The sequence below is a fragment of the Bacillus alkalicellulosilyticus genome (genome assembly GCF_002019795.1).
Lineage (GTDB): Bacteria > Bacillota > Bacilli > Bacillales > Bacillaceae_F > Bacillus_AO > Bacillus_AO alkalicellulosilyticum.
Map to the genome: position 1 here is coordinate 3,268,254 of NZ_KV917381.1, position 20,460 is coordinate 3,288,713.

The window sequence follows — 20,460 nt, forward strand, 5'->3', positions numbered from 1 at the left end:
AGTTTTAACTCTTTATTAATTGTGAAGATTTTCTAAAGAAAAAAGATCGCTCCCTTTTCACAAGTTTGCCATAAACATGACCCTTTATAAAAGATCATAAAAACATTATAGCTTAAAATCTTGAATGTTTCAGCAAAATCATAAGTTTCACATTATCTTCACATTTAGCAATTACCAGCTAAAATATTGCATTCTGAAATTGACATCTGCTCATTTTGTCCATAAGATCATGGTAGCTATGATTTCTATCATAGACAGTGTAGGCTAAATTCATGTATAAATCAAAGACTACGCTTTTTTCATATAAAAATAATCGTAGTAGGAAGGGGTTAACCATTGCATAAATTACTAAAAATATATGGTGTCATTACATCAATAGGAATGATTATTGTTCTAATGCAAGGAGCTTTAGTTACAAAAACAGGATCTGGTGAAGGCTGTGGAGCCACGTGGCCATTATGTTTTGGAGAAGTTATTCCAACATCGCCCGCTATAGAAACCATTATTGAGTATAGCCACCGTATCGTTTCTGGAATGCTTGGACTTATGGTCATCATTCTAGCGATTTGGGCTTGGCGCAAGCTTGGACATCTTCGAGAAACAAAACTATTATCAATATTGGCTGTCTTTTTTATTGTTTTCCAGGGTCTATTAGGAGCTGGTGCAGTCGTTTTTGGACAATCTAGTGCCATTCTAGCTCTTCATTTTGGGATTTCAGCCATCTCTTTAGCAACAGTGGTTCTTTTAACAGTTCTAGCTTTTGAAGATGGAAAGGTCCAAATCCCTGCTCCACGAGTGTCTAGTCGCTTTCGTACTTTTGTCTTTTTTATCATTACGTACACCTATGCTGTTATTTATACCGGAGCTTATGTGAAGCATACAAATGCAACTCTAGCATGTGGAGGGTTTCCACTATGTAACGGGTATTTGTTCCCAGGATTTGCTGGTCCAATCGGTGCACACTTTCTCCATCGACTCGCAGGAATTTCGGTCTTTATCATTATTACTGTTTTGCTTATCGTTGTTCTTAGACACTATCGACATGAAACAACAGTGTTTTGGGCAAGCATTCTTGCATTTCTTTTAGTTACAGGACAATTCATTAGTGGTGTAGCCGTTATTTACACACAGGCTGCATTGGGTAATGCGATGCTTCATGCCTTACTCATTTCATTATTATTTACAACGCTGAGTTATCTCACCATGATTCTTACTAGAAAACCACTGTAATACTAAAGGGTGACTTATTAGGTAATTCCTTGCCTTGTAAGTCACCTATTTTTTTACACAAGCAGATACTCTCTACACAATTATTTCCAAGACTTTTTATGATTATCCCTATTAGAAAAAGTCAATGAAGGATGGACGCTTCTTCGGGATACGCTCTTCCCACTTTTTTACTTCTTCTCTTTCCCCTCTTATTTTTCCGATTTCTAGTAAATCATTTGCTTTCTTATAGTTTAGCAACATCGTTGTTAATGTTCCTATTTCTAGTCTTATTCCTTTTTTCGGAGCGTGTTGACACGAACCTTTTTCTATAACAGGATATTTTTTTACATCATGAGTACCGGAGCTAGAAAATGTAATTTGATAGATCGCTTGATTCCAAGTAGTGTACTCATCTTGTAGATGTAAAAACAAGATATCGTCGTCTCCTCTTTCGAATGGATACTGCTTCAAAAACAACTCAACATCGACAATTCTTGCCATAAAATAAGGAATAATTTCCTGATTCACTTTTGGGTTTTCTAACCAATATGGGAGTACATCATCGCTTTGGATTTCACAAACCACCTTACTGACCATTGAATCGTGATTTTTAATAAAGGCCCATAACCCAATGCGACTACTATGATCCAAATAGACTAGCTCGTGTACCGTCATGACCCTGTCTTTTACTTCATAGATAATATAGCCTTGTGGTTTATTATTTTCATCATAATAGATTGAGATATTCCCGTTTTTCCTCATAAACAACCAATTGGTCCACCACTCATCTTTTCTAACGAGCATACCGTTATACCTAAGGGCATACTGCTCATAAATCTCAGCTAAAGGTTTATATTCGGTTTGTGATACTCTCACCATTTTTCCCTTATCCATTTTGACATTTGGGAGCTGTTCTTTTGTTAACGTTAGAATGTGCTGATCACAAAACAATTCCCACCCATATTTGCGGTAAAATGCGATTGAAAAAGGAAATAGAAAAGCTAACGGTATTTGTTTTTGACGCAGTTCTTGTAAACCCTCATACAATAAAGATTTTACTAATCCTTTTCTCCTATGTTCCGGGTACGTTGCAACTCCAGCAATCCCCGCCATTTCAAAAGAAGTATCGGCTACGGTAACAGCTAGTGGTAACACTGTCATTTTTGCAAGGAGTTCATTCTCTTCAAAATATCCAACGGTATGTTCTGGATTACTAATTTTAAGTTTGTGCCTTTTTTCCTCATCAGTTAATAGATACTGAAAAGCAAATTCAGACAGTTTAAGGCTTTGTTCCATTTCATTTTCCGTTAATTTTCGAATTTCCCCCATACCTCTCACTCCCTTATAGAAGTTTTTACCACTAAAAAGGCAATGCCTTGCAAACTGCAAAGTCATTGCCTTCTTCATGTTTTACTTGTTAGTTTTTGATTTCAATTAAGAGGTCACCTGTTTGAATCGGTTCTCCGTCCGTTACAAAGACTTCTTTCACTTCACCATCAAATGGAGCTTGAACTGTTGTTTCCATCTTCATTGCTTCAGTAATCATCAGATGGTCACCTTTTTTCACTTTATCTCCTTTGACTACAAGAGTCTTAATGACAGTTCCTGGCATCGAAGCCCCAATTTGGTTCGGATTGCTTTTATCTACTTTTGGTTTCGCCGTTGTCGTTGTTTTAACATTCATATCTTTAATCACAACTTCACGTGGTTGACCATTAAGTTCGAAATAAACAATACGAGTGCCATCATCCTGTGGCTTAGATACAGAAATTAATTTAACGATAAGCGTCTTCCCTTTTTCAATATCAACTTCAATTTCTTCTCCTAGACGTAAGCCAAAGAAGAATGTTGGGGTGTCTAATACAGAAACATCACCGAATTGTTGACGGAAACGCTCATACTCTAAAAATACTTTCGGATATAGGGCATAACCAAGCATATCATGACTCGTTACCTGACGTTCTAACTTATGATATAACGTTTCTTTTAATTCGTGGAAATTAACTGGTTCTAAATGTTCCCCTGGCCTTGTTGTTATCGGCTTTCTTCCTTTTAGAATAATTTGTTGTAATTCTTTTGGGAATCCTTGGTATGGTTGACCAAGTTGGCCTTGGAAAAATTCAACGACAGAGTCTGGGAAATCTAACGTATCTCCACGCTCATAAACGTCATCTTCAGTTAAGTTATTTTGAACCATATATAACGCCATATCTCCAACAACTTTAGAAGAAGGAGTTACTTTTACAACATCGCCAAACATATCGTTAACGCGGCGATACATCTTTTTCACTTCGTCCCAACGGCTTTTCAAACCAACAGCTTTCGCTTGTTGCTGAAGGTTACTATATTGGCCACCTGGCATTTCATGCTCATAAACCTCAGTATCAGGAGCATTCATCCCACTTTCAAAGCCACTATAATACTTACGTGTAACTTCCCAGAATTCACTTAGTTGTTCTAGACCTTTAATGTCGATATTTGGACGACGGTCCGTTCCTGATAGGGCATAGTATAGACTGTTTGCACTTGGCTGAGATGTTAAACCTGCCATTGAGCTTACAGCTACATCAACGATATCAACACCAGCTTCTATCGCTTTTGCATAGGTTAATACTCCATTTCCACTTGTATCATGCGTATGAAGATGAATTGGAATATTTACAAATTGCTTAAGCTCCGAAATTAACTGATAAGCTGCCTCTGGTTTCATAAGACCTGCCATATCTTTAATTCCTAAAATATGAGCACCTGCATTTTCAAGTTCTTTTGCTAACGTTTTATAATAATTCAAATCGTATTTTGAACGTTTCGGATCTAGGATATCTCCTGTATAACACATTGTCGCTTCCGCAATTTTCCCGCTTTCACGAACCGCTTGAATCGGTAATCTCATTCCTTCAACCCAGTTCAAACTATCAAATATACGGAATACGTCAATACCAGCCGCTGCCGACTTATCTACAAATTCCTTAATCACGTTATCAGGATAATTTGTATAACCAACTGCATTTGAAGCACGTAATAACATTTGCAATAATACGTTTGGCATTTGGTTACGAATCGTTAACAGGCGCTCCCATGGGTCTTCATGTAAAAACCTCATCGTAACATCAAAAGTTGCTCCGCCCCACATTTCTGCAGAGAATAAATTAGGTAAAAGACGAGCTGTAGGCTCTGCAATTTGTGTTAAATCATGTGTACGAACGCGAGTTGCCAGTAAAGATTGATGAGCATCACGGAATGTAGTATCTGTTAAAAGAACTTCTTTTTGTTCTTTTACCCATTGACTAAGTCCATCCGCTCCTCTTTCCTCAAGGATTTGCTTCGTACCACTTGGGAAAGGATTCGTATAATTCACCTTAGGAATTACTGGCGTTTCATAAACAGGCTTTTTAATTCCTTCTAAACCAGGATATCCATTGACAATCGTTTCACCAATAAATGATAAAAGCTTTGTTCCACGGTCTTTACGTTTCGGAAAGACAAATAGTTCAGGCGTTGTATCAATAAATGATGTGTTATAGTCACCCGATAAGAAATCACGGTGCTGAACAACATTTTCTAAAAACGCAATATTTGTTTTAATCCCACGAATACGAAACTCTCGTAAGTTTCGAAGCATTTTGGCTGCAGCACCTTCAAATGTCAATGCCCATGTCGATACCTTTACAAGAAGTGAATCGTAATAAGGAGTGATAACAGAACCTTGGTATCCATTACCTGCGTCTAAACGAACTCCAAATCCACCACCTGAACGATACGCCATGATTTTTCCTGTATCAGGCAAGAAACCGTTACTTGGGTCCTCAGTCGTTACACGTGACTGAATCGCATATCCGTTACAAGCGATTTTATCTTGTGCTGGAATTCCTAATTTAGGTCCATGTAATTGTTCTCCATCAGCAATAAGAAGCTGAGATTGTACAATGTCGATACCTGTAACCATTTCTGTAATAGTGTGCTCCACTTGGACGCGAGGGTTTACTTCAATGAAATAAAACTCTCCATCAGGAGTCACAAGAAACTCTACCGTACCTGCATTAATATAATTAATATTTTTTGCAAGCTTTACTGCTGCATCACATATACGCATTCGAAGGTCTTCATCTAGTGACACGCTTGGGGCGATTTCAACAACCTTTTGGTGTCTACGTTGCACGGAACAGTCTCTATCATACAAGTGAACAATATTCCCGTGCTTGTCTGCTAAAATTTGAACTTCAATATGTTTTGGATTTTCAATAAACTTTTCAACGTATACTTCATCATTTCCGAACGCAGATTTTGCTTCGGATTTTGCTCGGTCATACGATTCTTTTAACGACTCCTCAGAACGAACAATTCTCATTCCGCGTCCGCCGCCACCTAAAGAAGCTTTAATGATAAATGGGAACCCATGTTGTGAAGCAAATTCTCTTACTTCGTCAAGACTCTCAACAGGGCCATCACTTCCTGGTATAACTGGAAGGTCTGCTTTAATCGCTTGTTCACGAGCTTGTACTTTGTCACCAAACATGACTAAGTGCTCAGTATCCGGGCCGATAAAAATAATCCCTTCTTCTTTACAACGCTTAGCGAATTGTAAATTTTCAGATAAAAATCCGTAGCCAGGATGAATGGCATCAACATCATTACGTTTTGCCACTTCAATAATACCTTCAATATCAAGATACGCTTCAATTGGTTTTTTGCCTTCTCCAACTAAATAAGCCTCATCTGCTTTATAGCGATGATATGAACCCGTGTCTTCTTTTGAATAAATAGCTACTGTTCGAATATGTAATTCCGTACAAGCTCTAAAAATACGTATGGCAATCTCTCCACGATTAGCCACTAGAACCTTTTTTATGTTCGTTAACCCATCCATAGAATTCCTCCTAATTAAACACATATTACTTCATTTTAAAAATGATTTGTGTGAAAATCAAGGATTTATCATTTTCCTTGTGGTTCACAGAGTATGTTACTTTTTCTCTCTACCCCTTATCTTACCATGAACCCAAATTGAAATTCAAAAAAACTTTAAAAAACCTTGACTTATTCCAGGAAACTGGAATAGTCGCTCGTCTTTTTATGAGGTCTTAGCGATGGATACGGATAGGAAAATGGAAATATGCTTCGGTAGAGTTTGAATTAGTTTTCTATTCGGACTCGGTAACTTGTTTTTGAACTGATTGAGTCCGTATTACTCTTCGTTTCGGACTCGGTAACTTGATTTTGACCTGGATGAGTCCGTATTACTCTTCGTTTCGGACTCGGTAATTGAAAAACTTATTGATTGAGTCCTAAAAAAATAGAATCGAAAATGTTTTATCCGATTCAAATAAAAACCAAGCTATTTAGGCAAAATAGCTTGGTCAATGTTATTTATTTAATGACGCCTCATGTAATTTCGCTAACTTTCGTTCTAAATCAGCTAAAATTTGTTTCCCAACTTCTTGTTCGATAAGTTCAAGACGAATCGCAAAATCGATTTCTCTTGATAATCCAAACATTTGGGTATCTAATACTTCCTCATATAGAGGACACTGGGGCATCGTAAGATTTTCTAATTGGACTTCAATTAACTTTTGAATTTTCTCAGCATCAGCTTTAAGAAGGGCATATGCTTTTTCACTATGTTCTGTTAGGGTATTCATTGAGTCCGGTCCCTCCTCTACAATCAATAAATCATTCTACCATAATACTATAACTGTTGCGGAAAAAATGCAATGTTTTTACGTTTTGATTAGCAAACATTTTGTGCCCTACTATTGCATTAAGTTTAAAATATACTTAGATTCCTCTCAGCTGATATTCTTTCTAGCAACTTAATTCCACCTAAACTATTGCCTTTATTATCTAAAGCAGGGCCGTATATTCCAATTCCTGGGCCGTTTGGGACTGCACATAAAATCCCTCCTGCGACTCCACTTTTTGCTGGGATCCCAACCTTTATCGCAAATTCTCCTGAATCATTATACATTCCACAAGTTACCATGAACGTTTTTACGATTCGAGAAATATCATGAGAAAGTACTTTTTTTTGAGTAATAGGATTGAACCCTTTATTCCCTAAGACCCAACCCATATGTGCTAAATCATTACAATCTACCTCAATCGCGCATTGCTTTGTATAGAGGTCTAATAAGTCTTCAATATCCCCTTCAATGACGCCATGCGATTTCATAAAATAACATAGAGAACGATTTAAATTTGCCGTTTCAAATTCTGATTGGGCAACCTCTTCGTTATATGTAATCTTTGAGTTGCCGGAAAGTTGATGGATAAAGTCGAGTAAGTTTTTTAATTTTTCATCGGTGTCTTTACCAGGTAACATCGCAGTAACGGCAAGTGCACCTGCATTAATCATAGGATTGAGAGGTTTAGAAGGAACACTAGTCTCGAGTTTTGCGATAGAGTTAAAAGGGTCTCCTGTTGGTTCCATACCAACCTTTGAAAAAACATAATCTTCACCATGTTCTTGAAGAGCTAGCGCGAGCGATAATATTTTTGATACGCTTTGCAATGTGAATTTTTCGGATATATTCCCTGCTGAGAAACAGTTTCCTTCACCTTCATAGATTGCAATTGCTAACGTATTCGGATTAGCATGTCCTAGCGCCGGTATGTATGTCGCGACTTTTCCTTGTTTTGTTAAGGGCCTTATTTCCTCAACTATTTGTTCTAAGTAAGCAAGTTTTTGACATTCCATTTTAATCTCCTCCATCAATCTTTTACCATAGCTTATCATTAGCCAAACGTTTTGTAATTACTTATACTAGTAAAGACAAATTTAACAATCGGAGGAATCATCTATGGAACATGTATTTCTTATAACAGGCGATGTGGAGCACACTTTAACAATAGATCCTTCTGTATGGATTTTTGATGAGCAAAAAATTGACCTTACTACGTATTTTGACTCACCTAAAGAAAGCGATAATGAGTTAGAAAAATATACAAAAGCAATCTCGGCTCAATGGGATCAAGAAATTCTTGAAGGTTCAAAGCCTCCAGCATTAACAAATGATAATAAACTTTCATACAATAAACAGGAATTGTTATCAGGCTCGTATGCCATGAAACTAGGACGCTTTCTTACCAATGCCAAACCAAAAGAAAAAGCGGATTCTGTCACTATCGAAACCGCTGAATGTAGTGAATATACATTTTCTCTTGAAGAGGCCTCTTCTTTTCTATTACAGTTTTCCAAAGAAGGTAAGCCCCTAAGAGAGTCTGGACCCGTTCACATTTTATTTGAAGATGGCTCTAATCGTTCAAAGCCTATACAAGCAGTGACTCGAATCATTGTTGGATCATTATAATAAATCAGCCGCTAGCTGAGCTAGACCGGATCTCTCGCCTTTTTCTAATTTTACATGAGCACTTATTGTTTGGTCTTTAAATTTTTCAACGACATATGTTAGGCCATTGTTGTATTCATCTAAATAAGGGTGGTCGATTTGATTCGGGTCTCCCATTAAAACGATCTTACTCCGTTCACCAACCCTAGTTAAAATCGTTTTGACTTCATGTTTCGTTAAATTTTGGGCTTCATCAATAATGATAAATTGATCTGGAATGCTTCTTCCTCTTATATATGTTAATGCTTCCACTTGTATAGAACCCATCCCTGCGAGGATTTGTTCTAATTCACCTGGTTTTTTTGCGTTAAACAAGTATTCGAGGTTATCATAAATTGGTTGCATCCATGGACGAAGTTTCTCTTCCTTTTCTCCTGGGAGATAACCGATGTCCTTTCCGACAGGAATAATAGGTCGTGCTACAAGCAATTTATTATAAATCCCTAAATCTTCAGTCTGTAATAATCCGGCAGCTAAGGATAAAAGGGTTTTTCCTGTACCTGCTTTTCCAATAAGTGTGACGAGCGGTATATCTTCACGAAGCAATAACTCAAAGGCCATTTTTTGTTGAACATTACGTGCTTTAATTCCCCACACCTGTTCACTGTCCATAATAAAAGGTTTAACCTTCTTACCATCAGGTTCTACCTTCCCTAACGCTGATGAAGAACTTCCAAGTGCATTTTTCATGATGATAAATTGATGAGGGTAAAACGGATGCTTCGTTAATTCAGAGATGGCAATTTCTTGGTTGGCGTAAAAACGATTAAGAATTTCCGTATCAACATATATTTCTACATAACCAGGGTAGACGTTATTAAATTCTACGACACGGTCGTTTAAAAAGTCTTCTGCAGGTATACCAAGCGCATCTGCTTTAACTCTTACTAGCGCATCTTTACTAACTAAGATAACCTCGTTGCCTGCCCCAAGTTCCTTTTCTTGTTCTTCTAACATTAAATTTAAGGCCACTGCGATAATCCGATTATCATTCGTCATATCAGCAAATAGAGTTTTCATTTTTTCAAAAGAACGATGGTTTAACTCCACTCGGAGAACTCCTCCATTCTCTAACATAACGCCTTCATGAAGCTTTCCTTTTCCACGTAGGCTGTCCATCATTTTAGAGAATTGTCTAGCATTCCTTCCGATTTCGTCCATGTACCTCTTTTTTGAATCTACCTCTTCTAAAACTACAGCTGGAATCACTACCTCATTGTCCTCAAAAGCATAAATTGAATTTGGGTCTTGTAATAAAACATTTGTATCTAAGACGTAGATTTTTTTCAACTTTCCGCCTCCTGACTCAAGTTCGTTTATCAACAACTACTTCATATAGCTTATGCATGTCAGAAAATTATGTTAATTGGATTTCGCTATATAATATAGTCATATGTTCAAGCCTTTGAAGATAGAAGAAAAAACAATGCTGAAAGTAACTATTATTATGCTGTTTCTTTCTATAGCTATTCGAGAAGTGCACTTTAAAAACCTTGTTTAAACACTACTAAAGGCACATTTCCTCACATGAAATTTTAAGGACTAAAGGTGTAGGGTTTGTACAAAAAAACTATTTGCTTTAAAAATCTTGTGAAAGGAAAATCGTTGAAGAAGAATAGAGGGCAAAAACTAACTCAAAGGGTTACTGGTTACCTAACAAAAGGGATTTTTTCTACTGGCGGGCACGTTTAGAGGTTATCGACGAGAACTAATTAAAACGCCTTCAAGATTTCTTCTCAAAGGCGTTTTTGGCTTCTTTAAGCCTGTTTATGCTTTTTTCATCGCTTCCATTACTTGCTTATCTAATTTTGCTGCAGCTTCTGCATCATATGTTTTCTCATATTTAGGTTCTTGAGAAATTCTTGCACCATAGAACATAGCATCTCTAACTTCTTTTACTGTAATTTCTACTAATGCAAGTTTTAATGGTACATCATCCATTTTTTCTACAAGGACTTTAGCATCTCCTGCCACAGAATATGTAGAGCCATTTCCGATTAGCGTGATGACGACACCTGCATGTTTGCGAATGTTTTCTACAATTCGAGAACGATTATCTACTGAAAACCTAACAGAACCATTATCTGGAGCAAATACCCAAGAAATTGCACTTACGTTAGGAGACCCTGTTTCATGGTCAACCGTAGCAAGTGTTATAAAACGCTCTGATTGCAACAACGGTAATAGTTCGTCTGTTAATTTTGGTTCTACTTGATTTGCCATAATAAAAAACCTCCAACTGTTATTTTTACATCTTTACTATACCTATATTTATGGAGAGTTAAAACTGAAATGCTTCTTATAGTTTATTTTTTATCCAATTTTCTATACAATGGAATATATCGAGGTGATTGGAAATGAGAGTAAAATGTGTTCTGTGCGATAAAATAGACAATATTGAAGATTACAGCCCATTAGCTAAAAAGCTTAGAAATAGACCGATTCATACGTATATGTGTCCTGACTGTCAAGGCAGAGTTACAGAAAAGACAGAAGAGCGCATAGCTAGTGGTAATTTCAAGCTATATCGAAAGAAAAAAGATGAGAATGATTGGTAGAAAGATTGTTGTCAGTGAACTGCTCTCCTAGGCAATACGTAGCTAGTCTGACAGACTTGAAACAAACAACTTAAAAAAGCTTGTCTGCACCTTTTACAGGGTCAGACAAGCTTTTTTACTGATTATATTTTGGTTCAGACTCAATGGAAAGAAGTAAGGCATCAATTAATTCTATAGGATAATTTTTCGTATCTTTTTCACCATTCGTCGTCACATAAGTCACAATATACCATGGGGACTCAATAGAAATCTGAAGCTTCTCAATATGATGGTCTTCTTTTAACATCTCATCAAAAAACAAATATGTGTCTTTGGCTGCTTGGTCCTCTGGACGTGCTTCTGAGACAACTTTAATGGAAAGCCAATTATAAATGGCGTCTTGAAGGTTCATCCTACGATCACCCTTCTGCTTCTGTTTGTTCTTTTTCTTTTTTATGCTTTGCTAGACGAAACCGATATAATCCTAACACCGCTGCTGCTACTAATAAAGACTCTACGACAGGCATTCCGATTGCAAAAATGGTAATCGGGATACACCCCACAAGTAAGGCAATATAGACAACGGCTGATTTTAATATAGGTAGCTTTCTTGCAAATCCTAAATTATAGACAACAATTGATGTGATTACCACTATGGCGTACAAAAGCCAAAATCCAACTACATGATTTTGGTCGATTTGTACAAGAGCTGCAAACATGGATAAATCATTTGGATTTATATCAACTTGCGGCTGTTCTCCTCCCATAGTTATACCCCTCCCTTACAATTATTGTTTGGCTGCTAATTTTCTCTTTTTATCTGCACGCTCACGCTCTGACTTATTTAAAAGCTTTTTACGTAAACGAATGGATTCTGGTGTAATTTCACAATATTCATCTTCATTTAAATACTCAAGAGCCTCTTCAAGTGTCATGATACGAGGTCTTTTCATCGTTACAGTTTGGTCTTTTGTGGCTGAGCGAATATTCGTTTGTTGCTTCATTTTAACAATATTAACCGTTAAATCATTTTCACGGTTATGTTCCCCAACAATCATACCTTCGTAAATTTCAGTACCTGGTTCAACGAAGATGACTCCACGGTCTTCCACTTGCATGATACCGTATTGACTTGCTTTTCCAGCTTCCATTGATACAAGAACACCCTGACGACGTCCACCAACTTGACCGGCTGCCATTGGCTGATAACTGTCAAACGAATGGTTAATAATTCCATATCCGCGAGTTTGTGAAAGGAACTCAGTTGTGTATCCGATTAACCCACGAGAAGGCACCATAAACTCAAGACGAACTTGACCGCTACCGGTATTCGTCATATTGGCCATTTCCCCTTTTCGTTCACCAAGGGATTCCATAACAGCTCCTGTATACTCTTCAGGTACATCAATTTGTACGCGTTCAACAGGTTCACATTTCACTCCATCAATTTCGCGAACAATTACTTCCGGCTTAGATACTTGAAGCTCATAGCCTTCACGTCGCATGTTTTCAATCAAAATAGATAAGTGAAGTTCTCCACGACCTGAAACCGTCCAAACATCCGGAGAATCTGTGTTATCTACACGTAAACTCACGTCTGTCTCTAACTGAGAACGAAGACGTTCTTCAATTTTACGACTTGTGACAAATTTCCCTTCACGTCCAGCAAAAGGACTGTTATTCACAAGGAACGTCATTTTTAAAGTTGGCTCATCAATACGTAGGATTGGAAGTGCATCTTGATGCTCAATCGGACATACCGTTTCACCAACATTGATAGCTTCCATTCCAGAAACCGCAATTAAATCGCCTGCTTTTGCTTCTGTAATTTCAATTCTTTTTAGTCCTAAGAAACCAAAAATTTTAGTCACACGGAACTGTTTAACTGAACCGTCTAATTTCATTAAGGCAACTTGTTGTCCAACTTGCATCGTTCCACGAAATACTCGTCCAATCCCAACTCGTCCTAGATAGTCATTGTAATCTAGCATAGACACTTGGAACTGAAGTGGTTCTTCACTGTTATCCACTGGTGCAGGGACATTTTCAATAATCGTTTCAAATAAAGCTTTCATGTTTTCATCCTGCTGTTCATGGTTCATACTCGCCGTTCCATTAATTGCAGAAGCATATACTACCGGAAAATCTAGTTGGTCTTCATCAGCCCCAAGGTCAATCAATAAATCAACAACTTCATCAACAACCTCAAGCGGTCTTGCAAAGTCTCTATCAATTTTATTTACAACAACGATAGGAGATAATTTTTGCTCTAATGCTTTTTTCAATACAAAGCGTGTCTGTGGCATACAGCCCTCGTAAGCATCAACAACTAATAAAACACCGTCTACCATTTTCATAATACGTTCAACCTCACCACCAAAATCAGCATGGCCAGGTGTATCTAGGATGTTAATTCGTTTATCATTAAAGTTAATTGCTGTATTTTTAGCTAAGATTGTAATTCCACGCTCTTTTTCAATGGCATTGGAATCCATCGCTCTTTCGTCTACTTGTTCATGCTCCTTGAATGTTCCCGATTGCTTAAGCAATTGGTCAACTAATGTCGTTTTCCCGTGGTCAACGTGGGCAATAATTGCTATATTTCTAAGATCTTCGCGCAGTTTCATACTAATAGTTCCGCTCCTTATTTTCTATTTACAACTGTATAAGTATATCATAAACTCATATAGAAAAAGTAAACTTTATGTTTTTATTTTATCGACTTCTTTTCTGTTTTTTTCTGTTATCCAGAAAATGTAACTAGATTGTCAAAAGTTTTGGGTTTCTCTTTTTTGTAATACAAGGTACACTAATAATACGACTTGGTACAGGAGGATACACCAGTGAAAAAAGAAAACATCTTATTTTTATTGTTAGCCATTATTACGGTTGCTTGTATTATGGCCATTGCAATAGCTATTGCTGAACGAAGCATCCTCATTGCAATCTTCGCCATCGTTGGAATTGCTATTGCCGGTGGCATTGGCTCGATTCTTAGAAGAAAAGTACAGGAAGCAGAGAAAATATAAAAAGTCTGTTGAGATACTCAACAGGCTTTTTTTTATACCTTACGATTTAATTTACCCAACATTTCTTGATGAAATCCCGGCTTTCCTGCAAATATTGAATTTTTATTCAATAATGGCAAAGGTTCTCCGTTTATATTTGTATATATTCCACCAACTTCATCAAGTAACACTAGTCCTGCTGCAAAATCCCAAGGAGCTAAATACATACTAATATACCCATCAACTCTACCTGCAGCTACATAGGCTAGTTCAAGAGCAGCTGACCCGTAAGCACGGACACCTCGAACTGCAACCGCAATGTCAGTTAATTGTTCACGGTAAGCATTGGTTTCAAATAACCATCTAGCATTTAAGCTAATAATTGCTTTTTCGATCTCTACCTTTTCTAAAGAGTTTAACTTGTCTTCATTTAAAAATGCGCCTTGTCCTCTGTTCACATGGAACAGTTCATCACTCATCACATCATAAATAAGTCCTATTTCTCCTTTTCCTTTTGAAAAGACGGCAACTGAGATTGCAAAGTTAAATTGTTGATGAACAAAATTAGTTGTTCCATCAATCGGATCGATAATCCAAATTGTATTTTCTTCACTTTGGAGACCTTCATTCGTTCCCTCTTCCCCTAAAATGGAATGAGTCGGATACTGTGAGGAAATTTTTGATACCAAAAATGCTTCTATGGCCCGGTCCATCTCAGTAACTAAATCATCAGGATTTGACTTCCACTCTACTTTTAGTTCTTTCGTAAGTGACTTTTTTAATAATGTCCCGGCCTCTTTAACCCAGGAAATTGCATGCTTGTATATTTCATCTTTGATTTCCGCTCTCACATAAGATTCTCCTCTCAGTGCTTTTGCTATATTATGACACAATGAACAGACTAAACAAAATAAATGTATTTGTATCTAATACCAAAAAAAACGAACCTCAGTCGGTTCGTTTTTTTATACTTCTAAACGGATTAGCTCTTTCCGATATTCTTCTAATTTAGCTTTCGATATTCTCATTGCGTCTAAATCCTCTTTCAACATCGCCTCGTGTAAAGTTGCCAACTCATAATCAATCTCTAGCCGAAGTACAGGAATTCTTTTTTCTGCGTCAGTTCGTTTTAAGGTCTGAATCACTTGGTCCATGGTAACCCACACTCCTTTTTTTGATCTGCAACTGCAACAATCAATAACGAAATATTCAGATTTTTTATTGTTTCTTCATTATATCATATGAACGTACCAAAGAAAATGGTACTCTTGTTATTTATTTTGTTTTGTTTCCATATCTACCTACATGTTCATGAGTTCAATCATTATGAGCGATGTTTTCAGTATGTTACACTATAGAAAAAAACAGTCGAAGGGAGTTAGATTATGTCGTTTACAGGTTTTAGTTCTGAAGACTTTAATGTATTTTCTATAGAAGGACTCGAAGCAAGGATGGAAGGAATTCAAACGATAATTCAACCAAAATTTAAAGCTATAGGTGAAGAATTAACGGATGACCTCTCTATGTTAACAGGATCTGAGATGAATCTTCATATCGCCAAACATGCCCGAAGAACCGTAAATCCTCCAAAGGACACTTGGTTAGCGTTTTGTCATGATAAACGAGGGTATAAAAAACATCCACATTTTCAAATTGGACTATTTGATGACCATCTTTTCATTTGGCTTGCCTTTATTTATGAATTACCTAATAAAAGTGAGATCGCTCAAAGATTACTTGAAAACATTGATGAGGTTAGAAACTTAATCCCTGATGATTATGTGATCTCAATGGACCATATGCAAAAGGCTGCAACACCTGTAAAAAGTTTGACTACTGAAGATTTAGAAGAAAAGTTACGCCGTTTTCGTGATGTGAAAAAAGCAGAGTTTCTAATCGGAAGACATTTTTCACCACAGGACCCTACCATCCGAGACGGACAACAGTTTATTCAAATTGCCAAAGAGACCTATGCAACCCTAGTTCCTCTTTATAAAAAAGCATTTTCTTATTAGAGAAAACTCTCCAAAGGTCAAAGACCGACCTTTGGGGCACGCTCCGCTCGCTACTCAGCTAAGAGTAAACCATTCTTAGCTTCTAAAACACGTATCGGCTCTCGCTTTGCTACGAAAACTCTCCAAAGGTCAAAGACCGACCTTTGGAGAGTTTTCTACATTTTTATTATTGTTTTTTCGGGGTTTTCTTTGGCTGCTTTAATTACGTGGTAGCATGAGATTTTTTTATCTGCTTCTTCTTCGTATTCTTTGCATAATTGTTTTTCTTCGCTTTTGGATGGGACGATTTCTTTAAAGCGCTTATATATGCGCAACATCTTCTCTCTGCTAATTCCTTTCGCGTAGGCCTCTTCTATCCCTTGAAAGAAAGAAATGACATCCACTACTTCTTCTTTGCTCCAGTCTATTGAAATGGGAAAGTTCATTTTTTCATCTCCTTACTTACTCCATCTGTTTCGTATCGTTTCTGCATCTTGAATCATTCTTTTTATTAAGTCTTCTACTTTTGGTACATCATGAATTCTTCCCACGATTTGGCCAGCCCAACCAAAGCCTTTATTTTCTTTCCCCTCATAAATATATCGTTTATTCGCTTCTCCGCTTATAAAGTCTTTTATAGCCTCATATGTGCCTTCTTGATTCTCGGCTTCTAGAATTTTATCTGTCCATTCATTGCGAAGGGCCCTTGCAGGAGCTCCTAACGCTCTCTTTATCACAATCGTATCTGTCTCGGTTGCCTTAAGGATATCTTGCTTATAAAGATCGTGGGCATGTATACATTCCTGAGTAGCGATAAACCTTGTGCCCATTTCAATACCCTCAGCCCCCAAAGCAAGTGCGGCCATTAATCCTCTTCCATCGCCAATCCCACCTGATGCGATAACAGGAATAGATACGGCATCGACAACTTGTGGGACAAGTACCATTGTACCTGTATCACTCTTCCCTAAATGCCCTCCACCTTCTTGTCCTACAACCATTACTGCATCTGCTCCAAGTTCTTCGGCTTTCTCTGCTTGCCTTTTTGCAGCTACTAAGACTAATTTTTTTATATTGACTCCTTGCAATTGTTCAAAAATAGGCGTGGGATTGCCTCCTGTTATTGATATGACAGGTACGTTTTCTTCAATGGCGACTTCAACCATATCCTGATAAGGTCTTCTGCTTTGACCGATAGCAAAATTAACACCAAACGGCTTCTCAGTTTTTCTTCGTACCTCTTTTATTTCTTGTCTTAACTGTTCCGGACTTGCAAGTGACATCGCGGTAATTTGCCCCAACCCGCCTGCGTTTGAAACAGCAGCTGCTAACTCTGCATATGCTAAATAAGCCAACCCTCCTTGAACAATAGGGTATGTGATATTAAGTAGTTGTGTTACCTTAGTATTCCAATTCATATGAAGCCTCCTTATCATGTTTCTTCTTTTTCGACTCATAAGTTTCCTATGAAAATAACAAACTAAGCAGACCACTGGAAAGATTTTGTTTGATTTTAGTGTTGAATTTGATATACTCATTCTTGTTTTATTATTCTTATTTTATCTTATGTAAAAAGAGGTGTCGTCGTTGTCCCAACAACATTTAACTCCATTATATACAGGTGTGAAAGAGCATGCCAAGCAGGACCCTGTCCAGTTTCACATTCCTGGGCACAAAAAAGGAAATGGTATGGACCCTGAATTTCGTGACTTTATTGGGGAACATGCGTTGTCTATTGATTTAATAAACATTGGTCCATTAGATGATTTACATCATCCAAGTGGGATAATCAAACACGCTCAACAGTTAGCTGCAGAAGCATTTGGAGCAGATTATACCTTCTTCTCCGTTCAAGGGACGAGCGGTGCCATTATGACAATGATTATGAGCGTATGCGGCCCTGGAGATAAGATTATCGTTCCAAGGAACGTACATAAATCGATTATGTCGGCAATTATTTTTTCTGGAGCAACCCCTATCTTTATTCATCCAGAAATCGATAATCAACTGGGCATTTCACATGGTATCACTACTGAATCTGTTAAAAAAGCACTATCACAACACCCTGATGCTAAAGGCCTCCTTGTGATTAATCCCACTTATTTTGGTGTCAGTGCTAATCTTGAAGAAATTGTTGATATTGCTCATAGCTATGACATCCCAGTCATTGTAGATGAGGCGCATGGAGTTCATATACACTTTCATGAGGACTTGCCTAAATCTGCTATGCAAGCAGGTGCAGACATGGCTGCTACAAGTGTACACAAGCTTGGCGGGTCAATGACACAAAGTTCTGTCCTTAATGTGAGGGAGGGCCTTGTCTCATCACGACGCGTCCAAACGATTATTAGTATGTTAACTACAACGTCAACATCCTACTTATTATTATCTTCACTTGATGTAGCTAGAAAACGTTTAGCAACTGAAGGGCATGCTATGATTTCTGAAGCAATTCATTTAGCGAATGAAACAAGAAAAGCCATCAATGAAATCTCTGGCTTATATTGTGTAGGAAATGAAATTGTAGGGACTGCCGCAACATTTGATTATGACCCGACCAAACTAATCATTTCAGTTAAAGATTTAGGAATTACAGGGTATGATGTTGAGGTGTGGTTACGAGAAACCCATAACATTGAAGTGGAGATGTCAGATTTATATAACATCCTTTGTATTATTACATTTGGAGACACAAAAAGAGAAACAGGTATATTAGTGAAAGCCTTAGCTGAACTCTCAAACTTCCATAAGGATAATATTGAATCACGTCAAACAGCACCAGTGTTTATTCCGAATATCCCAACTCTCGCGTTATCACCTCGTGATGCCTTTTATTCGGAAACCGAGGTTGTACCATTTAAAGAATCAGCTGGTCGAATTATCGCCGAGTTTATCATGGTCTATCCACCAGGCATTCCGATTTTAATACCAGGTGAAATCATTTCAGAAGAAAACATTACGTATATCGAGAGGAATTTAAAAGTTGGTTTACCTGTACAAGGACCGGAAGACCCTGATTTTAATAATATTCGTGTTATTAAAGAACACCGAGCGATACGTTAATTAATATACGGCTTAGCGAAGATACTGAAAAGTTGAAAACCTTTAAAGTAGCTTGGGCTTTGCCGTTTTTTTCATTTTGAGAACCCTTTAGGTCTGTCGATTCGATTGAATATCGAACTAGCTTATCCGATTCTTCTTTTGTTTTGTCCGATATCGGAGTGGATTAGCGCTAACCAACAGGTCTAGACCAAAAATTAAAAATATGTTTATTTTATGTAATTTCTTTGTTTAGGACAATCTTAGGAGGGGGTAGATCAAAAAAGAATGGGATTATGTATACTTCTTATCCCAGCCAAACAAAAAACGCATCGACATAAATGCGATGCGTCTATCTAAATTAGTACTGTGGCTCTAATGGCATTGTTGGTAAGGTTTCTTCAAAAAAGAGTGACAAATCTTCAGCTTCTTTCGGCTGTTTAATGTGGAAAACTCTCTGCAAATGGTCAATGTTTTTCGCATCATCTGCACAAAGCAATGCAGATCTTCCAGTTTGCATGCAAATCACGAGAGGTTTACCAAAGAACATGTTTGTGTAAACAATCCCAAAATCATAGCGAACATCATCCGTCGTAAAGCCTGTAAATTGGACCTTTACATTTTCTTGCTCATCGTACAAACGTTCAAACAAATTCATTCGATACACCTCCTATTATATTTTGAAGCATTGTAGTTATATTATAGACTGAAAATTCTGTTTTTGCAATCATTTAGACAAAATTTAATTATTACAATATTATGTCATCGTGTCAATCCATTTTATATTTATTTTTTTGTTGAGCCTCTATGAAGCGTGATACTTCATGAAAAAATATCATATCTTCTTCAGATATGTCATAACGATGAACAGGAATATATATATTGATAATACCTATTAAATGATGACCATCGTAAAAAGGTGCCATAATACTGTTCGTATCATGATATTGAACAATAGTAGTTTCTCCACGAATCGCACATTTACTTAATTCACCGCTACCAAATTTTTCTCTTTCCATAAAAAGACCTTTCCCAACTTGCTCTATCAAGCAGAAAACATAATCAGTCACGATATATATTCCGGCTGAGAATCCTTCTATTGTATTTTTTCCTAGAGCTTGAATAACCCCTTTATAGAATTCTTGTATTGTCCCCGCATAATCTGGCACTAATCCAACTTCCAATCTTAATTCATCAAGAAATTGAGATTTGTCCATACGATCCCCCCTAAAACAGTTCACCTTTCAAGATTTACGAATTTCCCCCTAATACGTTTCATATATCTACATTATTTTATTCATATTTCTTCTATCCATTCCATATTGTT

21 protein-coding genes are annotated in these 20,460 nt (G+C 37.2%); 6 read left to right on the top strand and 15 right to left on the bottom strand.

Annotated elements, in window-relative coordinates:
* The first annotated feature begins 336 nt into the window (after positions 1-336).
* Positions 337-1,230: a COX15/CtaA family protein gene (locus BK585_RS16430; protein WP_078554923.1), complete on the top strand. Its 894-nt coding sequence runs from the start codon at positions 337-339 to the stop codon at positions 1,228-1,230.
* A 111-nt stretch (positions 1,231-1,341) separates the two neighbouring features.
* Here the strand turns inward: BK585_RS16430 and BK585_RS16435 are convergent, their stop codons facing one another.
* The 4 genes from BK585_RS16435 to glsA all read right to left on the bottom strand — a co-directional run bounded on the left by BK585_RS16435 (position 1,342) and on the right by glsA (position 7,903).
* The gene (locus BK585_RS16435; protein ID WP_170885623.1) at positions 1,342-2,538 is read right to left on the bottom strand and encodes a GNAT family N-acetyltransferase; all 1,197 of its coding nucleotides are present in this window, start codon (positions 2,536-2,538) and stop codon (positions 1,342-1,344) included.
* An 88-nt stretch (positions 2,539-2,626) separates the two neighbouring features.
* Positions 2,627-6,076, bottom strand: a complete 3,450-nt coding sequence (gene pyc, locus BK585_RS16440; protein ID WP_078554926.1) for a pyruvate carboxylase — start codon at positions 6,074-6,076, stop codon at positions 2,627-2,629.
* A 496-nt stretch (positions 6,077-6,572) separates the two neighbouring features.
* Positions 6,573-6,848, bottom strand: coding sequence for an Fpa/YlaN family protein (locus BK585_RS16445; RefSeq protein WP_078554927.1), 276 nt, complete (start codon positions 6,846-6,848; stop codon positions 6,573-6,575).
* A 125-nt stretch (positions 6,849-6,973) separates the two neighbouring features.
* Positions 6,974-7,903, bottom strand: a complete 930-nt coding sequence (glsA, locus tag BK585_RS16450; RefSeq protein ID WP_078554928.1) for a glutaminase A — start codon at positions 7,901-7,903, stop codon at positions 6,974-6,976.
* Between the two features lie 103 nt (positions 7,904-8,006).
* Between glsA and BK585_RS16455 the strand changes: the two genes are divergently transcribed.
* Positions 8,007-8,516 (top strand): hypothetical protein, encoded by a 510-nt coding sequence (locus BK585_RS16455; protein WP_078554930.1) that lies wholly within the window; start codon positions 8,007-8,009, stop codon positions 8,514-8,516.
* Here the strand turns inward: BK585_RS16455 and BK585_RS16460 are convergent.
* Positions 8,511-9,845 carry a PhoH family protein gene (locus tag BK585_RS16460; RefSeq protein WP_078554931.1) on the bottom strand — a complete coding sequence of 445 codons (1,335 nt, stop codon included), beginning with the start codon at positions 9,843-9,845 and terminating at the stop codon, positions 8,511-8,513. The two genes, BK585_RS16455 and BK585_RS16460, sit on opposite strands and share 6 nt — an antisense overlap.
* 477 nt (positions 9,846-10,322) lie before the next feature.
* Positions 10,323-10,778: a pyridoxamine 5'-phosphate oxidase family protein gene (locus BK585_RS16465; protein ID WP_078554933.1), complete on the bottom strand. Its 456-nt coding sequence runs from the start codon at positions 10,776-10,778 to the stop codon at positions 10,323-10,325.
* Between the two features lie 134 nt (positions 10,779-10,912).
* Here BK585_RS16465 and BK585_RS16470 point away from each other — a divergent pair, with 134 nt between their 5' ends.
* Positions 10,913-11,113 (top strand): YlaI family protein, encoded by a 201-nt coding sequence (locus BK585_RS16470; RefSeq protein ID WP_078554934.1) that lies wholly within the window; start codon positions 10,913-10,915, stop codon positions 11,111-11,113.
* A 115-nt stretch (positions 11,114-11,228) separates the two neighbouring features.
* Here the strand turns inward: BK585_RS16470 and BK585_RS16475 are convergent, their stop codons facing one another.
* The 3 genes from BK585_RS16475 to typA are packed head-to-tail and all read right to left on the bottom strand — an operon-like array spanning position 11,229 to position 13,719.
* Positions 11,229-11,504, bottom strand: coding sequence for a hypothetical protein (locus tag BK585_RS16475; protein WP_078554935.1), 276 nt, complete (start codon positions 11,502-11,504; stop codon positions 11,229-11,231).
* Positions 11,505-11,511: 7 nt separating this feature from the next.
* Positions 11,512-11,859, bottom strand: coding sequence for a YlaH-like family protein (locus BK585_RS16480; RefSeq protein WP_078554937.1), 348 nt, complete (start codon positions 11,857-11,859; stop codon positions 11,512-11,514).
* A gap of 21 nt (positions 11,860-11,880) precedes the next feature.
* Positions 11,881-13,719, bottom strand: coding sequence for a translational GTPase TypA (gene typA / locus BK585_RS16485; RefSeq protein WP_078554939.1), 1,839 nt, complete (start codon positions 13,717-13,719; stop codon positions 11,881-11,883).
* A gap of 216 nt (positions 13,720-13,935) precedes the next feature.
* Here typA and BK585_RS16490 point away from each other — a divergent pair, with 216 nt between their 5' ends.
* Entirely contained in the window at positions 13,936-14,121 is a 186-nt protein-coding gene (locus BK585_RS16490; protein WP_078554940.1) for a DUF5325 family protein, read from the top strand.
* A gap of 32 nt (positions 14,122-14,153) precedes the next feature.
* Here BK585_RS16490 and BK585_RS16495 read toward each other — a convergent pair whose 3' ends face one another.
* A complete protein-coding gene (locus BK585_RS16495) occupies positions 14,154-14,951 on the bottom strand; it encodes an inositol monophosphatase family protein (RefSeq protein ID WP_245805852.1) in 798 nt (265 codons plus the stop codon).
* Positions 14,952-15,065: 114 nt separating this feature from the next.
* The gene (locus BK585_RS16500; RefSeq protein ID WP_078554942.1) at positions 15,066-15,254 is read right to left on the bottom strand and encodes a hypothetical protein; all 189 of its coding nucleotides are present in this window, start codon (positions 15,252-15,254) and stop codon (positions 15,066-15,068) included.
* A gap of 231 nt (positions 15,255-15,485) precedes the next feature.
* On the opposite strand from BK585_RS16500, the gene BK585_RS16505 reads away from it, so the two are divergent.
* Complete coding sequence (locus BK585_RS16505; protein ID WP_078554943.1) at positions 15,486-16,115, top strand: YktB family protein; 630 nt, start codon at positions 15,486-15,488, stop codon at positions 16,113-16,115.
* Positions 16,116-16,270: 155 nt separating this feature from the next.
* Here the strand turns inward: BK585_RS16505 and BK585_RS16510 are convergent, their stop codons facing one another.
* Together BK585_RS16510 and BK585_RS16515 are read right to left on the bottom strand one after the other, a co-directional pair.
* Complete coding sequence (locus tag BK585_RS16510) at positions 16,271-16,540, bottom strand: UPF0223 family protein (protein WP_078554945.1); 270 nt, start codon at positions 16,538-16,540, stop codon at positions 16,271-16,273.
* A gap of 12 nt (positions 16,541-16,552) precedes the next feature.
* A complete protein-coding gene (locus tag BK585_RS16515) occupies positions 16,553-17,512 on the bottom strand; it encodes an NAD(P)H-dependent flavin oxidoreductase (protein ID WP_078554947.1) in 960 nt (319 codons plus the stop codon).
* A 169-nt stretch (positions 17,513-17,681) separates the two neighbouring features.
* On the opposite strand from BK585_RS16515, the gene BK585_RS16520 reads away from it, so the two are divergent.
* On the top strand, positions 17,682-19,157 hold the full coding sequence (locus BK585_RS16520) for an aminotransferase class I/II-fold pyridoxal phosphate-dependent enzyme (protein ID WP_078554949.1): 1,476 nt from the start codon (positions 17,682-17,684) through the stop codon (positions 19,155-19,157).
* 337 nt (positions 19,158-19,494) lie between these two features.
* On the opposite strand, the gene BK585_RS16525 is transcribed toward BK585_RS16520, so the two are convergent.
* Together BK585_RS16525 and BK585_RS16530 are read right to left on the bottom strand one after the other, a co-directional pair.
* Positions 19,495-19,791 carry a DUF3055 domain-containing protein gene (locus BK585_RS16525; protein ID WP_078554951.1) on the bottom strand — a complete coding sequence of 99 codons (297 nt, stop codon included), beginning with the start codon at positions 19,789-19,791 and terminating at the stop codon, positions 19,495-19,497.
* Positions 19,792-19,903: 112 nt separating this feature from the next.
* Positions 19,904-20,350, bottom strand: a complete 447-nt coding sequence (locus BK585_RS16530; protein ID WP_078554953.1) for a hypothetical protein — start codon at positions 20,348-20,350, stop codon at positions 19,904-19,906.
* Positions 20,351-20,460 lie beyond the last annotated feature (110 nt).